Genomic DNA, 19232 nt, shown 5'->3' with positions numbered 1-19232 from the left:
CGAGATGAACACCGTCGTTCAGCTCCGCAACCGCGACCTGCACGTTCAGCTGGCACAGGAAGACCGCCTCGAGGACGCGGGCAGGCTGGCACCAGACGACCGGATGACGTGTCACGTGCACAACCGGTGGGTCCACCAGTGCGTGTCGTCCGCGGCGCACGTCAACCAGGTCACCCGGCACCGCTGGTGCCGTGACTGCAAGACCGCGCTGACTGTGGCGGTCGACGAACTGACTCTGACCGTTCACATGTCCTGCCCGAGCTGCGGTGACGGCCGTAGTGCCGCGACCCGGCGGCTGGAGCGGGCCTGCGAGGCGAGCCTGGCTTACACCAAGGGACGCCCTGCGCTGCTGGCCGGCTGAGGCGTTGTAGGGGATCTGTAGGGGACACAGCGCACTGTCTGGCTATGAACGTCGTTCTGGCGGACAGCCATCCCATTGTCCGGTGTGGATTGAAGGCCATGCTCGCCATGGCAGGCGGCATCAACGTCGTGGCCGATGTGGACAGCGGCGACGCGGCGAACACGGCGATCGCCCAGCACCGCCCGGACGTCCTGGTGATCGAAGTCGGCGAACTGCCCGCGGTCCAGTCTGTCAAGGACACCGCGGTGATCGTGTTCACGACTCGCGACGACGAGCACGCCATCCGGTCGGCCATCAAAGCAGGCGTCCGCGGTTACATCCTGAAGACCGCGGATGACACGGACATCGTCCGTGCCATCCGCAGTGTCGCGGCAGGCGAACTCATCTTCGGCCGCCCCGTTGCGGCCCGGCTGGCGGGGGTCTTCCAGCCGATCGAGCAGCCCTTCGCAACGCTCACCTCCCGTCAACGGCAGGTCGCCGACCTGGTGGCCGGTGGTCTTGGCAACAACGCCATCGCCACCCGGCTAGGCCTGACCCCGAAGACGGTCCGCAATCACATCTCGCAGATCCTCACCACCCTCGGCCTGCCGACCAGAGCGGAACTACGGCGCGTCGCCTCCTGACCGGTACTGCTCGGCCAGGGCCTTGGCGTTGCGGTCCAGCAGGGTCGAGACGTCCTTGTCGGCAACGGTCAACCGGACGTCGATCCGGAAGCCGGTCAGCACGATCGACGCCGCGTGTTTCTGCCCGGCGTTCGCCAACTGTTCCGCTCGGTCGACCATCGGGATCAGATCACGCTCCCGGTCGGGTGCGAACCTGCGAACCAGGGAACGCAGATCGTTGGCCGAAGTGGTCACCGTGAAAGCGAACCGGTACAGCGAGGTGCGCCCGGCCCTGTCGATCGCGGTGACCTCGACGGAATGCGCACCAAGCGCCAGCTTGTGCAGGGACAGCGGGCCTGAGGACAGCGGGACGCCGTCGAGCTTGGCCTCGCTGTAGACCAGCCCAGAGCCGGAGTCCGTGGCCGTCCACGCCACCGTGAGCTGCTGCGAGGATCCGTACTTACCACCGGGATCGATGCCGGTGAAGGACAACACCGGCGCGGCCGTGTCGACCTTGAACTCGGCTACGCGTTCGGTCTCGACGTTGCCCGAGATGTCCGTTGACCGGTATCGGATGGCATGCGTGCCGTCGGACACCGGGAACGGTTGCGTGTACGGAGTCCACGCGCCACCGTCCACACTGTACTCAGTGGACGCCACGCCCGACTCGTCGTTGGCCGCGAGGGTCACCGTGGGCGTGGTGATGTACCAGCCATCCTTGCCGTCCGGCGCGGACGCCGTCAGCACCGTCTGCGGCGCCTGCCTGTCGACGACGCCGTTGCCGACGAACGTCATGGAGTCCAGGTCGAACGGGCTCGGCCGGTCGCCACGGAACACCATGAACAACTCGGTCGTCCCGGCCGGCCGGATGATGTCCACGGCGGGAAGCAGCACGTAATTGTCCCAGCCACCGGTGTTCGGCACCGGCACGGACGCCAGCAGCTGGCCTGTGGCCGACCCGGCCCGCAGTTCGACCGAACCGCCACCGGTCGGCGACGAGACCCGGAGCCGGACCTGGTCGATCCCGGTGAAGTTGACTGGCGTGAACGAGATCCAGTCGCCGTCGGAGATGTCGCCGATCCGCCTGCCCGACTCGGCTCCCGCCTGCGACACGACCCGGATACCGGACGAGTTGTTGTAGTACTCGGCCTGCTTGTGCTTGGGCTGCAACACATGCGCGGCCCGTGTGGTCAGCGGCGGAACGCCTTGGTTGCCCTTGTCGGTGTACGAGCCGTCCACCGAGTAGAAGATGTTCGCATCCGCGTGCCCGGAGTCGAGCACGGTCGGGAACGATCCACGGCACGCATTGATCGGATCGGTGGGATGCGCGTGTGAATCGTGGCCCAAGGCCGGGCTGACGGTCACCCGCGAACAGTCGATCTGACCGTCTTCGGGATCGCTGACCTGGATGTCGAACGGAACCCGGTCACCGAAATCGAAGAACCCGCCGTTCACCGGTTTCGCGATGGACAATGTCGGTGCCGTGTTGCCGACCGAGACCGTCACGTTGGTGGACCCGATCTTCCCGGTCCCGTCCGTGACCTCCAAATGCACGTTGTAGGCACCACGAGTGGTGAACGTGTGCGTCGGATTCGCTTCGGTCGACGTCGCGCCGTCGCCGAATGTCCACTTGAACTTCAACGCGGTTCCCTCGGGATCGGTCGAACCCGCGCTGGAGAACTTGACCTCCAGCGGCACGCCACCGGAGGTCGGCGTCGCCGTGGCTTGGGCGACCGGCCGCCGGTTGCCCTGCGAATAGTCGATCCGGTACAGCCCGGAGTCGGGGTTGTCACGGCCGTAACCGCCGCCCCACTCCAGCAAGTACATCGCCCCGTCAGGGCCGAATCGCATGTCCATCGGCGCCAAGGTCTTCTGGCTGGCGAACCACGGATCGATCTTCAACAACGATCCTTGCGAGTCAAGGCCGAAGTTGAAGATCTTGTTGCGGGCCCACTCGTAGAAGAACGGTTTTCCGTCGTAGTAGACCGGGAACTTGCGTTCCGACTGCAGATTCGGGTCGAAGCGGTACACCGGTCCGGCCATCGGTGCCCCGCCGCCGCTCGCCAGCTCGGGGAATTCTGGTGAGGCGCCGTAGCCGTACCAGACGTCAGCGGGCCTCGCCGCCGGGAGATCGGTGAGCCCGGAGTTGTTCGGCGAGTCGTTCTTCAACGCCGCGCAGTCGAATTTCGCACCCGAAGTGTTCGTGGCGAAGTCGAAATCGTTGTACGGAACGTTGTTGGCCACACAGTACGGCCAGCCGTAGTAGCCGGGGGAACGGATGATGTTCCACTCCACCATGCCGTCCGGACCGCGATTAGGATCGGCCGTGCGCGCATCGGGGCCGTAGTCGGCCATGTAGATCGTGCCGTCCGTGTCCACAGTGAACCTGAACGGGTTGCGGAAACCCATCGCGTAGATCTCCGGCTTGGTCTTCGCGGTACCCGGCGCGAACATGTTGCCCGCCGGGATCGTGTAGCCACCGGCCGCTTCCGGCTTGATCCGCAAGATCTTGCCGCGCAGGTCGTTGGTGTTGGCCGACGTCTTCTGCGCGTCGAACAGGTCACGGCCCGGCCGTTCGTCGAGCGGCGCGTAACCGCTGGACTGGAACGGGTTCGTGTCGTCACCGACGCCGATGTACAGGTTCCCGCCCGGGCCGAACGTCAGGTAACCGCCTGTGTGCCCTGGTTCCTCGCGGCGGGACGCGGGCACCTCGATGATCTTCACCTCGGAAGCCGGGTCGATGTGGTTGCCGTGCGCGGTGAACCGCGATACCCGGTTGATCTCCGCGTCACCCGGGGGTGAGTACGTGACGTAGATCCAACCGTTCGTGGCGAACGCCGGGTCGACCGTGATCCCGACGATCCCGTCCTCGCCGCCGGAGTACGTCGGCAGTTCCAGCGCGACCGGGTTGGTCCCGGTCGTCGGGTCGTAAACCTTGATCTGGCCGAGGATCTCGGTGTAGTAGACCCGGCCGTCGGGTGCGACCGTGAGTGCGGTGGGTGCCTTGGTGTTGGTGTCAAGGGGGACCTTCTCGAACGCAGCGTCCACAGTGGCGGAACAGTCCGACGGCACGGCCTTGGCCGCCGTCTTCACGCCACCGAGAAGGTGCTGGGCGAACAGCGGCTCGCTGTACGCGCCCTGAGGATGGCCCATCGCGGTGGACCAGACCTTGGCCAAGCCGACGTCACGGCACCACGAGATCGGGTGGTCCGCCCCCATCGCGTCCGGGCCGGGGTTGTACGTGCGCTCGTCCGCGGTCACCAGAACATGGACTTTGCCGCGGATGTTCTGGTCGAAGTTGTACCACTCCTCGGGCCGCTGCCAGCGGTCTGGCAGACCCGCGGTCGAAGCGTGCTGTTTGTCGGCGACCTTGGCCGTTCCCTGCAACACACCAGGGGAGTGGGACGGCATGTGCGCCCCCGCGTTGACCAGTTCGTCCCACCACGGGAACGTTTGCTCGATGCCCATGTCGGTCGCGTTGTGAATGGCAGCGATGCCGCCGCCGTTGGCGACGTACTTCTGCACGGCCTGGCGTTGCGCCTCGGTGTCCCAGACCATGCCGGAGGTCTGGAACATGATCACGACCTGGAACGTCGCGAGGTTGGCGTCGTTGAAGACCGTGGCGTCCTCGGTGTGCACCACCTCGAAGTTGTTGTCCGCGGCCAATTGTTTGAACAATGCCACACCGGCGGGGATCGAGTCGTGCCGGTATCCGGCGGTCTTGGTGAACAGCAAGGCACGGAAAGCCGGTGCCTCTTGCGCTTGTGCTATCGCAGGAAAAAGACCGAGTGCCAGTAACACCGCGGCCAGAACCGCGGTCACGCGTCTGCGCATGTGGGTGTCCTTACAGCAGGGATTTGAGGAAGGCGAGGCCGTCGGCGGCCAGGTCGTCCTGGCTGGTGGCAAGCGGGCGCCAGATCGACGCGGCCGTGGCGATGCTCGCGTTGTGCGCGGTGAACGATTCGATACACAGTGGACCGTCGTATCCGGCGTCGTCGAGCGCGGTGAGCATGGCGCGCCAGTCAAGGTGATCGCGACCAGGCGTGCCTCGATCGTTGGCACAGACCTGGACGTGCGCGATCCGGCCGGTCGCCGCCCTGATCGCCGCCGGGATGTCGGTCTCTTCGATGTTCTGGTGGTAGAAATCCAGTGCCACGCCGCAGGAAGGCAGCCCGGCCAACGCTTCGAGTGTCTGGTTGACCGTGTTGAGCAGGCTCGTCTCGTACCGGTTGAGCGGTTCGACCGCGATCGTGACGCCTGCCTGCTTGGCGTGATCGAGCACGGGCCCGAGGTTCTCCCGCAACTCGATGATGTCGTGCTTGCGTTCCACGTCGGTGGCCCGCCACGTCCGGCCGACCGACGTGTAGGCCGGACCCGCGATGACCGGCGAGCCGACCTTGGTGGCGACGTCCACACAGGACCGCAGGTAATCCTGTGTGGACGTCACCGTGCCGGCGTCAGCCCGGACGAGCTCACGCCCTGGCGGCATGACGAGCACGACGGTCGCGGAAAGGCCGAGGTCGTCCAGGAGGGTCCTCGCCGCGTCCGGTGCCCAGTCGCCCGGGTTCTCCACCGGCATCTCAATGGTGTCGAATCCCCACCCGGCGATCTTCGGCGCCAGCCCACGCAGCGCCTCGTCGTTGAGTGGAGACGTCCATACCCATGTGTTCACTCCGATGTGACGCACGGGCGTTTACTTCCACTTGTCTGGATAGCCCGGCATCTGCTGGCATCCGCACAGCGCGTAGTGCAACGGCGGCATGCCCTGGCTGCGATACTGGTCCAGCGTCTGATCCGTGATCACCGGCTGCGGCAGGATCCATTCCTGCGGGACCTGTTCGCCCTTGAGGATCTTCAGTGCGGCGATCACCGGCGTGCGCCACTGGTAGGTCGGGTACGTCGGGGCTTGCGCGGTCAGGCCCTCGGCCTTCCACTTGTCCAGGAACTGCTGCTGGTCCTCGCCGGAGATCGCGGGCAGCTTCTTGCCTGCGTCCTCGAACGCCTCAAGGACCGGGACCGCGGCCGTGCCGTCGTCCATCCAGATGCCGTTGATGTCGCCGCGCTGCAGGTAGTCCGAGACGATGCTCTTGGCTTTCGCGCCGTCGTTGCCGGTGAACTCGACCCCCGCGACCTGGACACCCTTCGCAGCCAGAATCCGCTCGGCCGCAGCCCACCGGTGTTCGAGCACGTCAACACCTGGCAACACCCGCAGCGCCAGGACTTTGCCGCCCTGGCCGACCTTGGAGGCCAGGAACTCGGCGGCGGTCGCGCCGAACGCGTAACCACCGATCGGGTGGATGAACGTGACCGGGCACTTGGTGTTCACTCCGCGGTCGAACACGATCACCGGAATTCCCTTGGCACAAGCCGCTTCCACGGCCGGGGTCAGGGTCGCGGTGGTGTTCGGTGAGACGATCAGGGCGTTGCAGCCGCCGGAGGTCATCTGCTGGATGTCGCTGATCTGCTTGTCGTCCTTGGCTTCAGCGTCGAGCACGGTGAACTTGGCGATTTCGGGGTGCAGGGTGGCCTCGACCTGCATGGTCTTCCAGCCGACCTGGCGCCACGGGTTGTCCACCGAGGCGTTGGAGAAGCAGATCTCGTAGGGTCCGGGCTTGGCGTATTGCTTGGTGTCGGCCATGGTCGGCTGCAGGGCCTGCTCCCATGGCTTGTCGGCGGGGCCTTCCGGTTTGGCGTCCCGCAAGGCCAGTTGGCGGTCATATTCGGCCTGGTTGAAGAACTCCTCCTTGACCGCCGAAGGTGCCGACGACATGGTCGGCGGCCCCTCGGGTAAGTCGGAGGAACATGCGGTGAGGGCAAGCAATCCGGCGACGCTGGCGGTCATCAACCGTTTCACGCTCGTTTCCTCCTCCAGTTGACGGCCGCGTACGCCACGGCCGCGATGATGATCACGCCCTGCACAGTGGATTCCAGCCCACCGGCGACACCGAGCAGGTTGAGCAACGAGAACAACGACTCCAAAGTGAGCGCTCCGGCCATGGCCGCGACAACCGATCCACGGCCGCCGCCCAGCACCACACCACCGAGCACGACCGCGGTGATGACCCGGAACTCCAGGCCGTCGCCGACCTGAGCGGAGACTCCGGCGAACCCGCCGAGCAGGATCGCGGCGACGGCCGCGGAAAGTCCAGAAAGGACAAAAGCGAGCGTGCGCAGCCGTTCCACCCGGCCACCGCCAAGCCAGACGGCGGTTTCGTTGTCACCGACGGCAACCAGCGTGCGGCCTGTCGGACTGCGCATGAACCACACAGCCAAGGCCACGATCACCGCGAGCACGACAACCGACCACGGCAGCTGGCCGATCACCGGGATGCCGTCGATCCCTTGCCTGCCGACAGTCCGGAACGAGTCGGACAACGCGCCGCGTGGCGCGCCGCCCGTCCACAGGAACACCGCGCCGTCGAGAACCAGCAGCATGCCCAGGGTGACGATGAACGAGGGAACTAACAGCCGGGTGGTGATCGCTCCGTTGACGAGGCCGACGAATGCGCCGATGCCCAGCATCAACAAGATCACCCACAGCGTCGCGGACTCCTCGCCGTCGATCAGCCGGGCCGCGATCACCACCTCGGCGGTGACGAGCGAGCCGACCGACAGGTCGAACCCGCCGCTGACGATCACGAAGTACTGCCCGATCGCCAAGATCATCAAAGGTGCCGCGCGCTTGAGCAATGCGAGGTACCCGGCCGGCTCCTGGTAGGCCGAACCGGCGAACGCAAGGGCGACAAGCACGACAGCCAGCACCGCGAGCACGGGGATCGTGCTCGACGCGAGTCTGGGACGGCGGCGCGTTTCGGTCTGCGTCATCTGACCCTCCTCGCGAGCTGGCTACGGGCGTAGAGGGCGACCGCGACGATCAGGACCGCGCCACGGACCACGTCTTTCAGGAACGGGGTCACGCCGAGGTCGTCGAAGATCGTGTCGAGGGTGGCCAGGATCAGTACGCCGCCGATCGTTCCGGCGACGCCACCGCGCCCGCCGGACAGCAGCGTGCCGCCGAGCACCACGGCTGCGATCGACTCCAGGTCGTAACCGCCGTCGGTGCCCACGTACGGCGCCCCCGAGCCCAATCTGCTGACCAGGAACAACGCCGCGAGCCCGGCCATCACCGAGCACAGCACGTGCATCTTGACGATCGTGCGGCTGGTCCTGATCCCGGACAGCCGCGCCACTTCGACGTCGCCACCGACGGCGTAGACGTGATAGCCGCCTTTGGTCCGGCTCAGGTACCACCAAGCGATTACCGCGAGCGCAAGCATGACCAATGTGGACACTGGAATCGGACCGATCCGGTCGTAACCCAGGTGTTGGAAGCCGCGCGGAACTGAACCGGCGGGACCGGTGTAGTTGTTCTCCAGATAGCCACGGATGATCAAGGCGACACCGAGCGTCGCGATGAACGCGTTCACCTTGAGCGCGGTGATGACCAGTCCGTTGACCAGGCCGACGACCGCGGCGAACCCGACGGTCAGCAGCACCGCGGGCACGATCATGCCGGGATCGCCCGCCATGGTCTCGGCCGCGATCAGCGAACACAGGCCGATCAGGTACGCCACCGACAGGTCGAGCGAACCGGTCAGGATCACCATGGTCTGGCCGATCGCGACCAGGCCGAGCACGGTGCCCCGGGTCAGGATGTTGAGGATGCCGCCGTGGTCGAGCAGGACGCCGCCCTGGACCCCGACCAAGATGCTGCCGACGATGAGCAGTACGACAAGCGCGATGTAAACGGACATTGTCGGCGTCAGCCGGAACTTCGTGGTTCCGTTGCGCCGCACGGGTTGCCTCGTCACCGTCGCTGTCATGCGCTGCCTCCGGTGGCGAGTGCCATCACGGCTTCCTCGGACGAATCGGCGGGTAACTCGCCGGCCAGCCGGCCGTCGTGCATGACGAGGATCCGGTCGCTCATCCCGATCAGCTCCGGCAGTTCGCTGGAGATCATCAGGATCGCGACGCCGCTGTCGGCCAGCTCGCGGAGCAGGTCGTAGACGATCTTCTTGGCGCCGACGTCGATCCCGCGGGTCGGCTCGTCGGCGATCAGCACCTTCGGCTTGACCGCGAGCCACTTCGCCAGCACGACTTTCTGCTGGTTGCCGCCGGACAGATAGCGCACCTCCTGATCGGTGCCCCTGGACACCAGCCGGACCGACCGCAGCAGCTGTTCGACGTCGATCCGTTTGCGCCCGAAGGTGGCGTTGCGCACGAGCATCGTGTTGTCACGGACCGTCTGGCGCAGCGCGAGACCTTCACCTTTGCGGTCCTCGGTGACGTGGGCGATGCCGTGCCGGATCGCGGCTCGTGGCGATCGGATGTGCACCAGCTGACCGTCCACTTCGAACTCGCCGGTGGTCAGCGGGTCGACCCCGCAGAGGGCGCGGGCCACCGCGGACCGGCCCGCGCCCTGCAGGCCGGCGAGACCGACGATCTCGCCAGCGGATAACTCGATCGTGATGTCCTGCAGCCGCTTGTTCCCGCCGTCGCGAATAGCGAGCCTGGTCACGCCACGGGCTTTCGCGCGGTCGGGGAACATCGCGTCCAACGGCCGGCCGACCATCGCACGGACCAGCTCATCGGGGGAGATCTGGTTCGTCTGTGTGGACGTGACCAGAATGCCGTCTTTGAGCACTGTGATCCGTTGGCTCAGATCGAACACCTCGCGCAGCCGGTGCGAGACGTACAGCACCGCGATGCCGCTTGACCGCAGCCGGTCCACCAGGTCATACAGCAGTTCGACCTCGTGGTCGGCCAGTGCGGCGGTCGGCTCGTCCATCGCGATCACACGCGCGTCCATCGACAACGCTTTGACGATCTCCACCACCTGCTGCTGCGCCACGGGTAACCGGCGGACGGGGGTGCGTGGCGTGATCCCGCGCTCGCCCAACCGGTCGAGCAGGTCCGCTGTGCCGGCTTCCATCCGTCTTCGGTCGACCTGTCCGCGCCGGACGGGTTCACGGCCGAGGTAGACGTTCTCGGCGACGCTCCGGTCGGGCAGCAAGGTCAGTTCCTGGTGGACGATGGCGATCCCGGCGTGCTGAGCGTCCCTCGGCGACGTGAACGACACTGTCTGTCCATTGAGGACGATCTCGCCGGCGTCCGGCCGGTGTGCGCCGGCGAGGATCTTCATCAGCGTGGACTTGCCCGCGCCGTTCTCGCCGACGAGTGCGTGTACCTCGCCGCCGTGCAGATCGAGGTCGACGTCCTTGAGCACGGTGACGCCAAGGAACTGTTTGCTGATCCCGCTCATCCGTACGATCGGCGCCATTGCCCACCCCAGTCCCCGCGACGGACTCCGGACAGACTGTGAGGCCGCTCACAGTCATGATCGAGAACTTAATGGAGGACTTACGTCTGCGTCAAACAAAAGTTCGGTCGACTTCGGCGAAACTGGCCAAAGTCCCTCGAATGCAGTAGCCGCGGATAAGCTGACCCGATGTGGATGGCGAACGCGAATAAACGGGCGACGGGCAACCCCTAGGCCTCCCGGACAAGTCTTGTAAGTGTTGTCGGGTGCGTGGTGGTGATGAGGTGCCCGGCGCTGGAGACAGGTCTGTGGCACCGGGGGCTTGGGGAGGTACCCGTGGAATTTCAGCTGCTCGGCCCGGTAAGGGCGTTCAGCGATGGCAGGCAGATCGATCTAGGGGTTCGCAAGCAGCGGTTCGTGCTGGCGATGATGTTGTTGGACGCCAACAAACTGGTGCCCGCCGAGCGACTGGTCGAACTGACGTGGCCGGACGAGGCGCCACGCAGTGCCCGTGGCGTTATCCACACACATATCAGCAGGTTGAGGTCGGTGCTCAACGCCGCGGACGCGGAACGCCACGGCGTCGCGTTGATCAGCGACGGGCCCGGCTACATGATGAAGTGCGACCCGAAGCGCATCGACGTCAACAAGTTCATGGAGCTGTGTGCCGAGGCTCGCGGATGCGCTGACGAGGAGGCGCGCATCCGGGTCCTCGACGAGGCCCTGGCTCTGTGGGACGGCCCGGCGCTCGCGTCGGTGGCTGCCGAAGAGGTGCGGACGAGGCTGACCCGCCACCTCGACGAGGCCCGGCTGCTGGCGATGGAAGAGCGGATCGACGCCCACATGCGGCTGGGACGGCACGCCGAAGTGATCCATGAGCTCACCGAACTCGAGGCGCAGCACCCGTACCGTCAGCAGGTCGTCGGGCAGCTGATGCTCGCTTTGCACCGCAGTGACCGTGGACCTGATGCGCTGACCGCGTACCAGAAGCTGTACCACCGGCTGGACCACGAGCTCGGGGTTGAACCGGCGCCCGCGTTGCGTGACCTGCAGACGCGGATCCTGCGCGACGATCCGTCGCTGAAGCTCAACCCGAGGGAGAAGGTCAAGTCCGGTCCGCGGCAGCTGCCGCCGGACGTTGACCACTACATCGGTCGCAGCAGGCACATCGAGGAGATCTGTGACCTGCTGATCTCGCGGACCGACGACGTGCTCCCGGTTGTCGCGATCACCGGCAAGCCGGGCCTGGGCAAGACCGCGCTCGCGGTCAAGGCAGGCCGCAAGCTCGTCGCCAAGTTCCCGGACGGCCAGCTGTTCATCGACCTGCACGGCAACGGTCCCCGGCCGCGTGACCCGAGCGAAGTGCTCGCCCGGTTCCTGCGTGACCTCGGGGTCGACGGTGCCGACGTGCCGTCCACATTGGAGGAGCGGGTCGGGCTGTTCCGGGACCGCACGGCGGGCAGGCGCATCCTCGTGGTGCTGGACAACGCGGCCACCGAGAAGCAGGTGCGCTTGTTGATCCCGGGCAACTCGGAGTGCGCCGTGCTGATCACCAGCAGGCGCCGGCTGACCGGTCTGGACATGCGCAAACTCGTCGACCTGGACGTACTCGACCAGGCCGACGCGTTGGCCTTGCTCACCGACCTGGTCGGGGCCGAGCGGCTGGCGGACGGGGACGTGCACGCGCAGCGGATCGTCGACCTGTGCGGTGGCCTGCCGTTGGCACTTCGGATCGTCGGCACCAAACTTCGGTCCCGGCCGCACCTGACCGCCGCGTCACTGGCCGAGCGCCTGGAGGACGAACGGACCCGGCTGGACGAACTGGTCGGCGGGGACCGCGAGATCCGGGCGAGCTTCCTGCTCAGCTACGACAGCCTGGACGAGGAGCACCAGCGGGCGTTCCGGCTGCTGGCGCTGATGCCGGACAACGGCCTGCCGCCGTGGGCGGTCGCGGCTGTGCTCGACGTGGACTTCCGCACCTCGGAACGGCTGGTGGAGGACCTTGTCGACGTCAACCTGGTCGAAGCCGCGCCCGGCCGCTATCGGTTCCACGATCTGATCCGCCTGTACGCCCAGGAGAAGCTCGCCGGCGACGACGAGCGGGACGAGGCACGCGTCAGGCTGATCAACGCCTACCTCTATCTGGGCAAGCGTGCCGACGCGTTGCTGGACTTCGGCGGGCTTTACCAATTCGAGCCACCGCCGTTCACAGTGGACACCCCGGGTGTCTTCGACGAGATCGACCGCGGCCCGGCCGTCTGGCTCGACCACGAGTACCCGGCGATCCTCGAAGCCATCGAGTACGCGGCGGCAAGTGGCAAGGACGAGCTGACATGCCAGCTCTCCGCGACTGTCGCGGCCTTCTTCGAACTGCGCGCGCAGTGGGCCGACCTGAAGCGGGTCGCCGAACTGAGCCTGGCCGCCGCAGGCCGGTTCTCCAGTCCATACTGGACGGCCTACGCGCTGTTCGCCGTCGGTCTGGCTGCCCGTGAGACCAGGGACTTCCGGCGCGCCGAGGAGTCGTTCCGGGCCGGGCTGAAGATCCTGCCGCAGGCCAACGACCCGCTGCTGGAGGTCGTCACCCTGCTTTCGGTCGGTGTCGCCGAGCGGTTGCAAGGCAGGTGGGACGAAGCCGCGAAGTACTTCGACGGCTGCCTGTCAGTGCTCGAAGCACTCGACAAACCCAGGTGGCGTGCCTACACGCTGCGTGAATCCGGTGTGCTCGACCGCTACCGCGGCAACTGGGAACGTGCCGAGCAGCGGTTGCGCGAGGCGGTCGAGACCTTCGAACGACTGGGTGACCAGCGGTGGATCGGTGCTTCGTTGCGTGAGCTGGGCATCGTGCGCCGGGGCGTCGGCGACTTGACCGGCTCGCTGGAAATCCTGCAGAAGAGCAGGGACGCGTTGCGTGGTGCAGGTGACTTGCGGCGAGAAGGCGCGGCGCTGCGTTGTCTCGCCGAGACACACCGTGCGCTCGGGGAGTTGGACGAGGCGCGTGCGTGCGCCGTGCGCGGCCTCGATGTCCTTGAGCTGACACTGGATTCGCATGGCCTGGCGTGCACGCAGATCGTCCTGGCCGACGTCCTGATGGACATGGGTGACATCGACGGTGCACGTATCCAGCTCGACAAGGGCCTCAAGGCTCTCAGCGTGAGCGGCGATCCGCGCTGGCACGGCAAAGCGCTGCTCACGCACGCACGGCACCTGACGATCTCCGGCCACACCGCCGAGGCAGACGCGGCTACGGCGGTCGCCCGACAGATGCTGTCCGACGTAGGTGCTTACGAGGCCGAACACATCACCGCGGTATCGAAGGGTTAGTGCCAGGTGCCTCCTCCCTGACCTGACGGCGGGTACTGCTGCTGCTGCGGTTGCTGCTGTGGTGGTTGCTGCTGCCACCCGTGTTGCGGGGGTTGCTGCGGTGCTTGGTACTGCGGTTGTTGGTACTGCGTCGGCTGATGGTGGGGTTGCGGCCAGGCTTGTGGCCCACCCGGTGCTTGGTTCCACGGACCGGGCACCGGGTGGTTCATCCCAGGCTGGTTGAGGACCGCCGGATGCGGCGCATGGGCCGCGGCCTTGCGGTTGCGCAGGCCGATCCGCAGGTTGACCGCGCCGACCGCGGTGAACGCCACACCGAACACGATCCCCATGATCTTGCCGATCGCACCCTCGGTCTTCGACTCCTCGAGGTTGCTCTCGGAGACCACCGTGCCGTTCTTCTCTCTGACACAGACGTCACCCTGCTGCATGGTTTTCCCGCCGCACGTGACCGTGTCGTCGAACAGGGCGAACATCGCCCCGACGATGAACAGCACGCCGAGCGCCAGCCCGACCGAAGACCAGACGATTCGTTTCACCCGTTGTCCTTGAGAGGCGATCCCAGTGTTGCCCACTGATGCTGTCAGCAGGTCCTTTCGGTTTTCTTCCAGTCAGCGCAGCGCCGGGATGCGTTCGAGGACGCCGCCCGCGAACACGTCGTAGAGACCGGTCGGCTCCAGGTGCACGTACCCGATGTGACAGTCGCATGTGGACAGCGGGCATGGTCGTGGTCGCAGCGCGGCCCGGAAGGAACCGTCGTACAGGTTGCCGATGGCCTGCGGGACGAAGTGGCACCGGCGCACTGTTCCGTCGCCGAGCACGGAGATCACGGTGTCCCCGGTCCGGCAGGGCAAGCCTTTGCTGACGTGCGCGTGCCTGCTGTGGTGGAACAGTGGGTCGATGTCCTGCCAGTCGGCCGCCTGCTCGTCGGTGTACGCGTGGCCTTCCGCGGCGTTCACCCACAGGTAGACGTCGTCGGGTAACTCCTTTCTCAGATGCCGGGCGTCGTCGAGGTGCTCGGGCAACCCGACAATCCCGACGCTGAACCGGGCGCCGATTCGGGTGAGCTCCTCGCATTTGCGCAGGAACCGATCCTGGGTGACCTGGGTCGGGTGGTACGTGACCCAGAACGCCGCGGTGTCCAGGTCGCAGTCGGCGATCCACGCCGACCGGCAGCTCATGTTGGTCTGGATCGCCACCCGCCGGACATGGGTCATCCGGCTGAGCGTGACCATCGCCTCGCGGTACCACGACCGCACGAGCCCTTCGCCCCACGGCGTGAACAGCACCGACACCTCGTCTTGGGTGTTGTCCCTGACCCAACCGGTGAACCGTCGCACCGCTGCACGGTCGGCACGCAGCTGTTGTGTGCTGTCCCGTCTTTTGGCGAACGGGCAGTACACGCAGGCGTAATCGCAGGACGCCAGCGGACCGCGATAGAGCATTGTCAGGTGCACGGCCTATCTCCGGTCGTACGCGGCCATGGCGGCACGGATGGCCGGGGAGAACAACGACGGGCCGATCGCGTCCGACCAGGCGAGGCCTTCGGGCGTGAGTCGTAATCGGTCTTCGCTGTCGGTCAGCCAGCCACGGTCGGCCAGGTCGGCCAGCTCGCGGAAGTCGTCCGTCACGTCCGTGCCAAAACGTTTGCGGTACAGCGCTTTCTCCAAGCCCTCGGCCTGCAGCACGGACTGCAGCAGATGCCGCCGTCGCTGTTCGTCCGCGTCCAGCGGCACACCCACCTCGGCCCTGGCGAAATCCGACGTGGGTCGCGATACGTAGTCGTCGATGATCCCGCGTACAGCACTCGGGCTGACCGCGTAGTCGAACGAGTAGTGCAACCCTTTCGTGTACGACCGTGCGCCGCATCCCAGACCGACCATGCCATCGGACTGGCACGAATAGTCATCCCCGCCTAATGAGGGCGCATCTGGGCGGCGGAACATGCGCATGGACTGCTGTTCATAGCCCGCTGCCAGCAAATGATCCCGGCCGAGCCGGTACAGCCGCAGCCGCTGTTCGTCCCACTCCTGCGACGTTTCCCGCCCAGCGAGACCAGTCAGAGGACGCACATACAGCGGATACAGGTACAGCTCCTCCGGCCGCCACGTCAGCGCGGCATCGAGGGAGGCACGCCAGCTGTTGTCTGTCTGACCGGTGATGCCGTAGATCAGATCGATGTTCAGCACCGGGATGCTGGCCGCCCGGATCGCGTCCAGCGCCGACTCCACTGTGGCCCGTTTCTGCGGCCGCACCGCCGCTCGGGCCTCGCTGTCATCGAAGCTCTGGACACCGATGCTGACCCGCGTGGTGCCTCGCTCCGCCAGGACCGCAAGGCGTTCGGGCGTCGCGGTGTCCGGCGACGTCTCGACCGAAAGCGGGATCCCAGCCAACCCGATGATGTCGAACAGCCGCGCCAACTCGTCCGGCTCCAGGTACGTCGGCGTGCCGCCGCCGATCGCGGCCTGTACGAACGTCGCCCGCCCGCCGAGCTCGTCCCGGACCGCCATCGCCTGTCGCTCCACTGCGTCGAGATATCTCGTGACGAGCTCGCCCGGCGCGCCCGTTCTGGTGAACAGATTGCAGAAGCCACACCTGATCTCGCAGAACGGGATGTGGACATAGTGGAACAACGCGTCCCGTGGTTCGTCCGCCCAGACATCCCGCAGGCGCGGTCTGGGGTCGAGCGGCCGGTACGCCGTCTTGTGCGGGTAGGCGTACACATAGTCCTGGTAGGGCGTCACGTTGCCTCCAGGAAGAACTCTGTGTACGGAACCGTCCAGACGACCTCATGCCCCAGGCGATGACCGGTGTAGCCGCCTTCGCCGTAGGCCGTGCCGTGATCAGAGCAGATGATCACGAAGGTCGGCCTGGGCAGTGCCTCGAACAGCCCAACCAGTTCGGAGTCGACGTATTCCAGCGCGGCCGCATGGCTGGCAAGCGTGTCCCCATCCTCGGCGGCCGCCCCCGCCAAGTGGAACCAGTTCGGCTGATGCAACGCGGAAACGTTGATGAACAAGAACAATCGTTGATCCGCTGGTTGCGCCGCGATGACTTCTCTTGCCCGGTGGACCTGCGACCGCGTGGAGGTCGGCGACGTTACGCCGAACTCCGATGACCAATGGCTTTCCGCGAACATCCCCGGCAGTACGGACCCCAGCGCGCTCTGCTTGTTGAAGAACCCGACACCCCCGATGCACGCCGTGTGATAGCCCGCCTTGGCCAGTCCGGTGACCATGTCCGGTGCGTCGAACACCCACGTGTCGCCGACTGTCGTCTCACTGCCCGCGAACTGGGCCGCGAAGAGCCGTGGATGCGGGCCCTGGCTGTCGGGCGTCGGCAGGAACCCGGCGAACATCGCGGTGTGCGAGGCGAACGTGAAGCTGCCCGGCGCATGCCGTCGTTCCCACTGACCGCCCGGCATCAGCCCGGCCAGAACCGGAGTTCTTCCCTGCTCGGCCAGGGAACGCGCCACGTCGTAGCGCAGTGTGTCGATGGTGATCAGCACCAGGTCGTGGCTGCCGATCACGCTGTTCATGTCCGGCATAGCTCACCCGTACACGCGGCCACCTGAGCGGCATACGTATCCATTCCCGCTGCTGGGCCATCTGGCAACCCGGTGAGCCTCGGCAGGAGATCGCCGAACGCGTTCACCTCGCCCACCACGTGCCGCCGCCATCCCACTCCCGGCAACAGGTCCACGCCGACCATCAGCGTGCGGCTGAACTGCCCCGCGGCTTTCTCGCACGTGTCAAGCCATTCCCGCCACCGTGCCTCGCCGATGACCGCGCGCAGGTCAGCGACATCGATCCGGGCGCCGCCCAAGTGCAGGTTGGTGATGGGATGACGACTGGCTCGCGCGACCGCATGCGTCGCCTTGCCCGCTATCACGACCACTCGCAGGTCGATCGTCCGCCCGTCGAGCGATGCCTTGGGGAACCAGCGTTCCACGTGCACCGGATCGACGCACAACCGGTCGACCAGTTCCGCGGCCTGATCATCACGATACGTCTGCACCCGCAGACTGTTCATCAGACCATCGGGCGTCATCGCCACCGACGTCGTTGCCGCTACGCGCGAACCGTGCGCGGTCAGCGCGACCACGCCGGACGCCGACGACCCATGCGCGGGTTTGAGGAACACTTTGGTCCACCGCCGCTCGCGCATCTTCTCACGCAGCGCCGCGTACCCGTCGATGTCACCGATTGTCGGTGGCACTGGGATTCCGGCCTGCGTCAGCACCTGGTGACACCGTCTCTTGTCGAACATCACGGCGATGTCATCGAGGTCGTTGAGCAGCCGTGCACCGGGTGTGCCTGCTACGGTCTCGCCCAGCCGTTGCAAGCCCTTGGTGAATCCCGCGTACCAGGCGCGACTACCGTCCACTTGGTACGGACTCGCTGACGGTCCGCGGAGGAACTGGTCGACATGCGCGTCCTCGCCCGGGGAGTCGACGCGGATGAGCGAATCTCTGGGCACCGCGCACGTGCCGGCGAGAATCTCCCGCCAGGACAGTACTTTCGCGGGTGGCAGGCCAGCGGCTCGCACGGCGTCGGCGAACATCGCCACCCGCCGGTTGCCTGGGTTTCCGACGACGACGAACTTCATTCCGCCACTGCCGTGTAGTAGTAGGGCTCGCCGTCGTAGTGATCCGGCTCCTGCGGGTCGTCGAGGATGACCCGGACACCGGCGGGCGGAAGTGTTTGGAGGATCTGCTTGCGCATCTCCTTGGAGAGGTAGTGGTGGGTCAGGTCGAGGTTTGTCAGGTGCGTCAGTGACAGCAAGTGCTCACCGCCCTTGTCGGTGAGCACGCCCATGGACAGATCGAGCGTCGTCAACTGACGGACGACGGCCGAGTCTGCGACCAGCTCGCAGACCTTGTCCTGCTTGTCGCTGTTCTGCAGGCCGAGCTCACGCAGGCTGGGGAACTTCGCCCCGGCCAGCAGCGGCTCGAGATCCTCGGGCCGCCAGTTGCCGCCGTACTCGTGAACCCCGAGCCACAGCCGCAGTTCGCGCAACGCGGGAAAGTCGCACTGGGCGACGGCGCTGACCACTTCCCTTGGCAAGCCGCCGGTCTCGATGATCAGCGTGCGGAGGTTGGTGTGCCGCACTGGTTTCAGCACGAGGCCGTCGCCACCGCGGATGCCCAGTTCGGTCAGTGCCGGAAGGTTTTCCAGTAACGGCGTGACATCGCTCTGTTCGATCCACGAGATCTCGTTCTCCTCCGAGATCATGTCACCGAGGAAGATCCCCGTCAGTGCGGGCATCTTGTCCCGTGCCTGGAGAATGCGCTCGATGACGATAGCCGACCGGATGTCGTCGCCGGGCTCGGCCCATTGTCCGATCACGACAGCGGTGACGGTCGATGGATCTACTGTGGACATGAATCTGTCCCACAGTTCAGGGAAGCTCTCGTCGCCGTCCCAAGGTTCGATCGCCAGCCGCCAGGCGACCGGTTCCGCCGGCGGCCGCCATGCCTCGGTTGTCTCTTCCGGGAACGTCACCACATTCATGCCGTGGAAGGTGGTGAGGTGTTGGTTCACGGTCATGCTGTTCCCCCTCGGGTCGGCCTGTTGGGCAGCATCATGCACCCGGCCACCGACAGTTTTCGTTCCGGGGTCGTTGACCAGCTGATATCCGTGCCGTGGAGGATGTGGGAGTTGATCTCGGCGCGGCCGGTTGAAGCAGGCGG

At 66.1% G+C, this 19232-nt stretch carries 15 protein-coding genes; 3 read left to right on the top strand and 12 right to left on the bottom strand.

From position 1 onward, the window contains the following. The first annotated feature begins 4 nt into the window (after positions 1–4). Positions 5–361, top strand: a complete 357-nt coding sequence (locus tag B9C43_RS33725) for a hypothetical protein (protein WP_143446790.1) — start codon at positions 5–7, stop codon at positions 359–361. 44 nt (positions 362–405) lie between these two features. Beyond that, the gene (locus B9C43_RS33720) at positions 406–984 is read left to right on the top strand and encodes a LuxR C-terminal-related transcriptional regulator (RefSeq protein ID WP_084430849.1); all 579 of its coding nucleotides are present in this window, start codon (positions 406–408) and stop codon (positions 982–984) included. On the opposite strand, the gene B9C43_RS33715 is transcribed toward B9C43_RS33720, so the two are convergent. From B9C43_RS33715 to B9C43_RS33690, 6 genes are read right to left on the bottom strand one after another with little or no spacing between them, the layout of a single operon-like run. After that, entirely contained in the window at positions 964–4797 is a 3834-nt protein-coding gene (locus B9C43_RS33715; RefSeq protein WP_084430848.1) for a ThuA domain-containing protein, read from the bottom strand. The genes B9C43_RS33720 and B9C43_RS33715 overlap by 21 nt on opposite strands. A gap of 10 nt (positions 4798–4807) precedes the next feature. Then, the gene (locus tag B9C43_RS33710) at positions 4808–5650 is read right to left on the bottom strand and encodes a sugar phosphate isomerase/epimerase family protein (protein ID WP_084430847.1); all 843 of its coding nucleotides are present in this window, start codon (positions 5648–5650) and stop codon (positions 4808–4810) included. 6 nt (positions 5651–5656) lie between these two features. Further along, a complete protein-coding gene (locus B9C43_RS33705; protein WP_051896688.1) occupies positions 5657–6805 on the bottom strand; it encodes a substrate-binding domain-containing protein in 1149 nt (382 codons plus the stop codon). 8 nt (positions 6806–6813) lie between these two features. Next, complete coding sequence (locus B9C43_RS33700) at positions 6814–7788, bottom strand: ABC transporter permease (protein ID WP_033388117.1); 975 nt, start codon at positions 7786–7788, stop codon at positions 6814–6816. Next, on the bottom strand, positions 7785–8786 hold the full coding sequence (locus B9C43_RS33695) for an ABC transporter permease (protein WP_084430846.1): 1002 nt from the start codon (positions 8784–8786) through the stop codon (positions 7785–7787). Before B9C43_RS33695 ends, B9C43_RS33700 begins: the two co-directional genes overlap by 4 nt. Beyond that, positions 8783–10243, bottom strand: a complete 1461-nt coding sequence (locus B9C43_RS33690; RefSeq protein WP_084430845.1) for a sugar ABC transporter ATP-binding protein — start codon at positions 10241–10243, stop codon at positions 8783–8785. Before B9C43_RS33690 ends, B9C43_RS33695 begins: the two co-directional genes overlap by 4 nt. 315 nt (positions 10244–10558) lie before the next feature. On the opposite strand from B9C43_RS33690, the gene B9C43_RS33685 reads away from it, so the two are divergent. Further along, a complete protein-coding gene (locus tag B9C43_RS33685) occupies positions 10559–13543 on the top strand; it encodes an AfsR/SARP family transcriptional regulator (protein ID WP_160096863.1) in 2985 nt (994 codons plus the stop codon). Here the strand turns inward: B9C43_RS33685 and B9C43_RS33680 are convergent. The 6 genes from B9C43_RS33680 to B9C43_RS33655 all read right to left on the bottom strand — a co-directional run bounded on the left by B9C43_RS33680 (position 13540) and on the right by B9C43_RS33655 (position 19089). Beyond that, positions 13540–14079 carry a hypothetical protein gene (locus B9C43_RS33680; RefSeq protein ID WP_084430843.1) on the bottom strand — a complete coding sequence of 180 codons (540 nt, stop codon included), beginning with the start codon at positions 14077–14079 and terminating at the stop codon, positions 13540–13542. The genes B9C43_RS33685 and B9C43_RS33680 overlap by 4 nt on opposite strands. Positions 14080–14151: 72 nt before the next feature. Next, positions 14152–14997, bottom strand: a complete 846-nt coding sequence (locus tag B9C43_RS33675; protein WP_084430842.1) for an STM4011 family radical SAM protein — start codon at positions 14995–14997, stop codon at positions 14152–14154. A 3-nt stretch (positions 14998–15000) separates the two neighbouring features. Next, positions 15001–16284 (bottom strand): STM4012 family radical SAM protein, encoded by a 1284-nt coding sequence (locus B9C43_RS33670; protein ID WP_200825811.1) that lies wholly within the window; start codon positions 16282–16284, stop codon positions 15001–15003. Beyond that, the gene (locus tag B9C43_RS33665) at positions 16281–17078 is read right to left on the bottom strand and encodes an STM4013/SEN3800 family hydrolase (RefSeq protein WP_084431175.1); all 798 of its coding nucleotides are present in this window, start codon (positions 17076–17078) and stop codon (positions 16281–16283) included. The genes B9C43_RS33670 and B9C43_RS33665 overlap by 4 nt, the downstream gene beginning before the upstream one ends. Then, on the bottom strand, positions 17075–18148 hold the full coding sequence (locus tag B9C43_RS33660; RefSeq protein WP_084430840.1) for an STM4014 family protein: 1074 nt from the start codon (positions 18146–18148) through the stop codon (positions 17075–17077). Before B9C43_RS33660 ends, B9C43_RS33665 begins: the two co-directional genes overlap by 4 nt. After that, entirely contained in the window at positions 18145–19089 is a 945-nt protein-coding gene (locus B9C43_RS33655) for an STM4015 family protein (RefSeq protein ID WP_084430839.1), read from the bottom strand. The genes B9C43_RS33660 and B9C43_RS33655 overlap by 4 nt, the downstream gene beginning before the upstream one ends. Positions 19090–19232: the final 143 nt, after the last annotated feature.

Source organism: Kibdelosporangium aridum (assembly GCF_900176515.1).
GTDB lineage: Bacteria > Actinomycetota > Actinomycetes > Mycobacteriales > Pseudonocardiaceae > Kibdelosporangium > Kibdelosporangium aridum.
The sequence above is the reverse complement of the archived record's forward strand: the minus strand, read 5'-3'. Positions and strand labels throughout refer to the sequence as shown.

Excerpts from the sequence above, each read along its gene's own strand:
- B9C43_RS33725 (WP_143446790.1), top strand. The coding sequence starts at position 5 with ATGAACACCGTCGTTCAGCTCCGCAACCGCGACCTGCACGTTCAGCTG.
- B9C43_RS33720 (WP_084430849.1), top strand. The coding sequence starts at position 406 with ATGAACGTCGTTCTGGCGGACAGCCATCCCATTGTCCGGTGTGGATTG.
- B9C43_RS33715 (WP_084430848.1), bottom strand. The coding sequence starts at position 4,797 with ATGCGCAGACGCGTGACCGCGGTTCTGGCCGCGGTGTTACTGGCACTC.
- B9C43_RS33705 (WP_051896688.1), bottom strand. The coding sequence starts at position 6,805 with ATGACCGCCAGCGTCGCCGGATTGCTTGCCCTCACCGCATGTTCCTCC.
- B9C43_RS33700 (WP_033388117.1), bottom strand. The coding sequence starts at position 7,788 with ATGACGCAGACCGAAACGCGCCGCCGTCCCAGACTCGCGTCGAGCACG.
- B9C43_RS33695 (WP_084430846.1), bottom strand. The coding sequence starts at position 8,786 with ATGACAGCGACGGTGACGAGGCAACCCGTGCGGCGCAACGGAACCACG.
- B9C43_RS33690 (WP_084430845.1), bottom strand. The coding sequence starts at position 10,243 with ATGGCGCCGATCGTACGGATGAGCGGGATCAGCAAACAGTTCCTTGGC.
- B9C43_RS33665 (WP_084431175.1), bottom strand. The coding sequence starts at position 17,078 with ATGAACAGCGTGATCGGCAGCCACGACCTGGTGCTGATCACCATCGAC.
- B9C43_RS33660 (WP_084430840.1), bottom strand. The coding sequence starts at position 18,148 with ATGAAGTTCGTCGTCGTCGGAAACCCAGGCAACCGGCGGGTGGCGATG.
- B9C43_RS33655 (WP_084430839.1), bottom strand. The coding sequence starts at position 19,089 with ATGACCGTGAACCAACACCTCACCACCTTCCACGGCATGAATGTGGTG.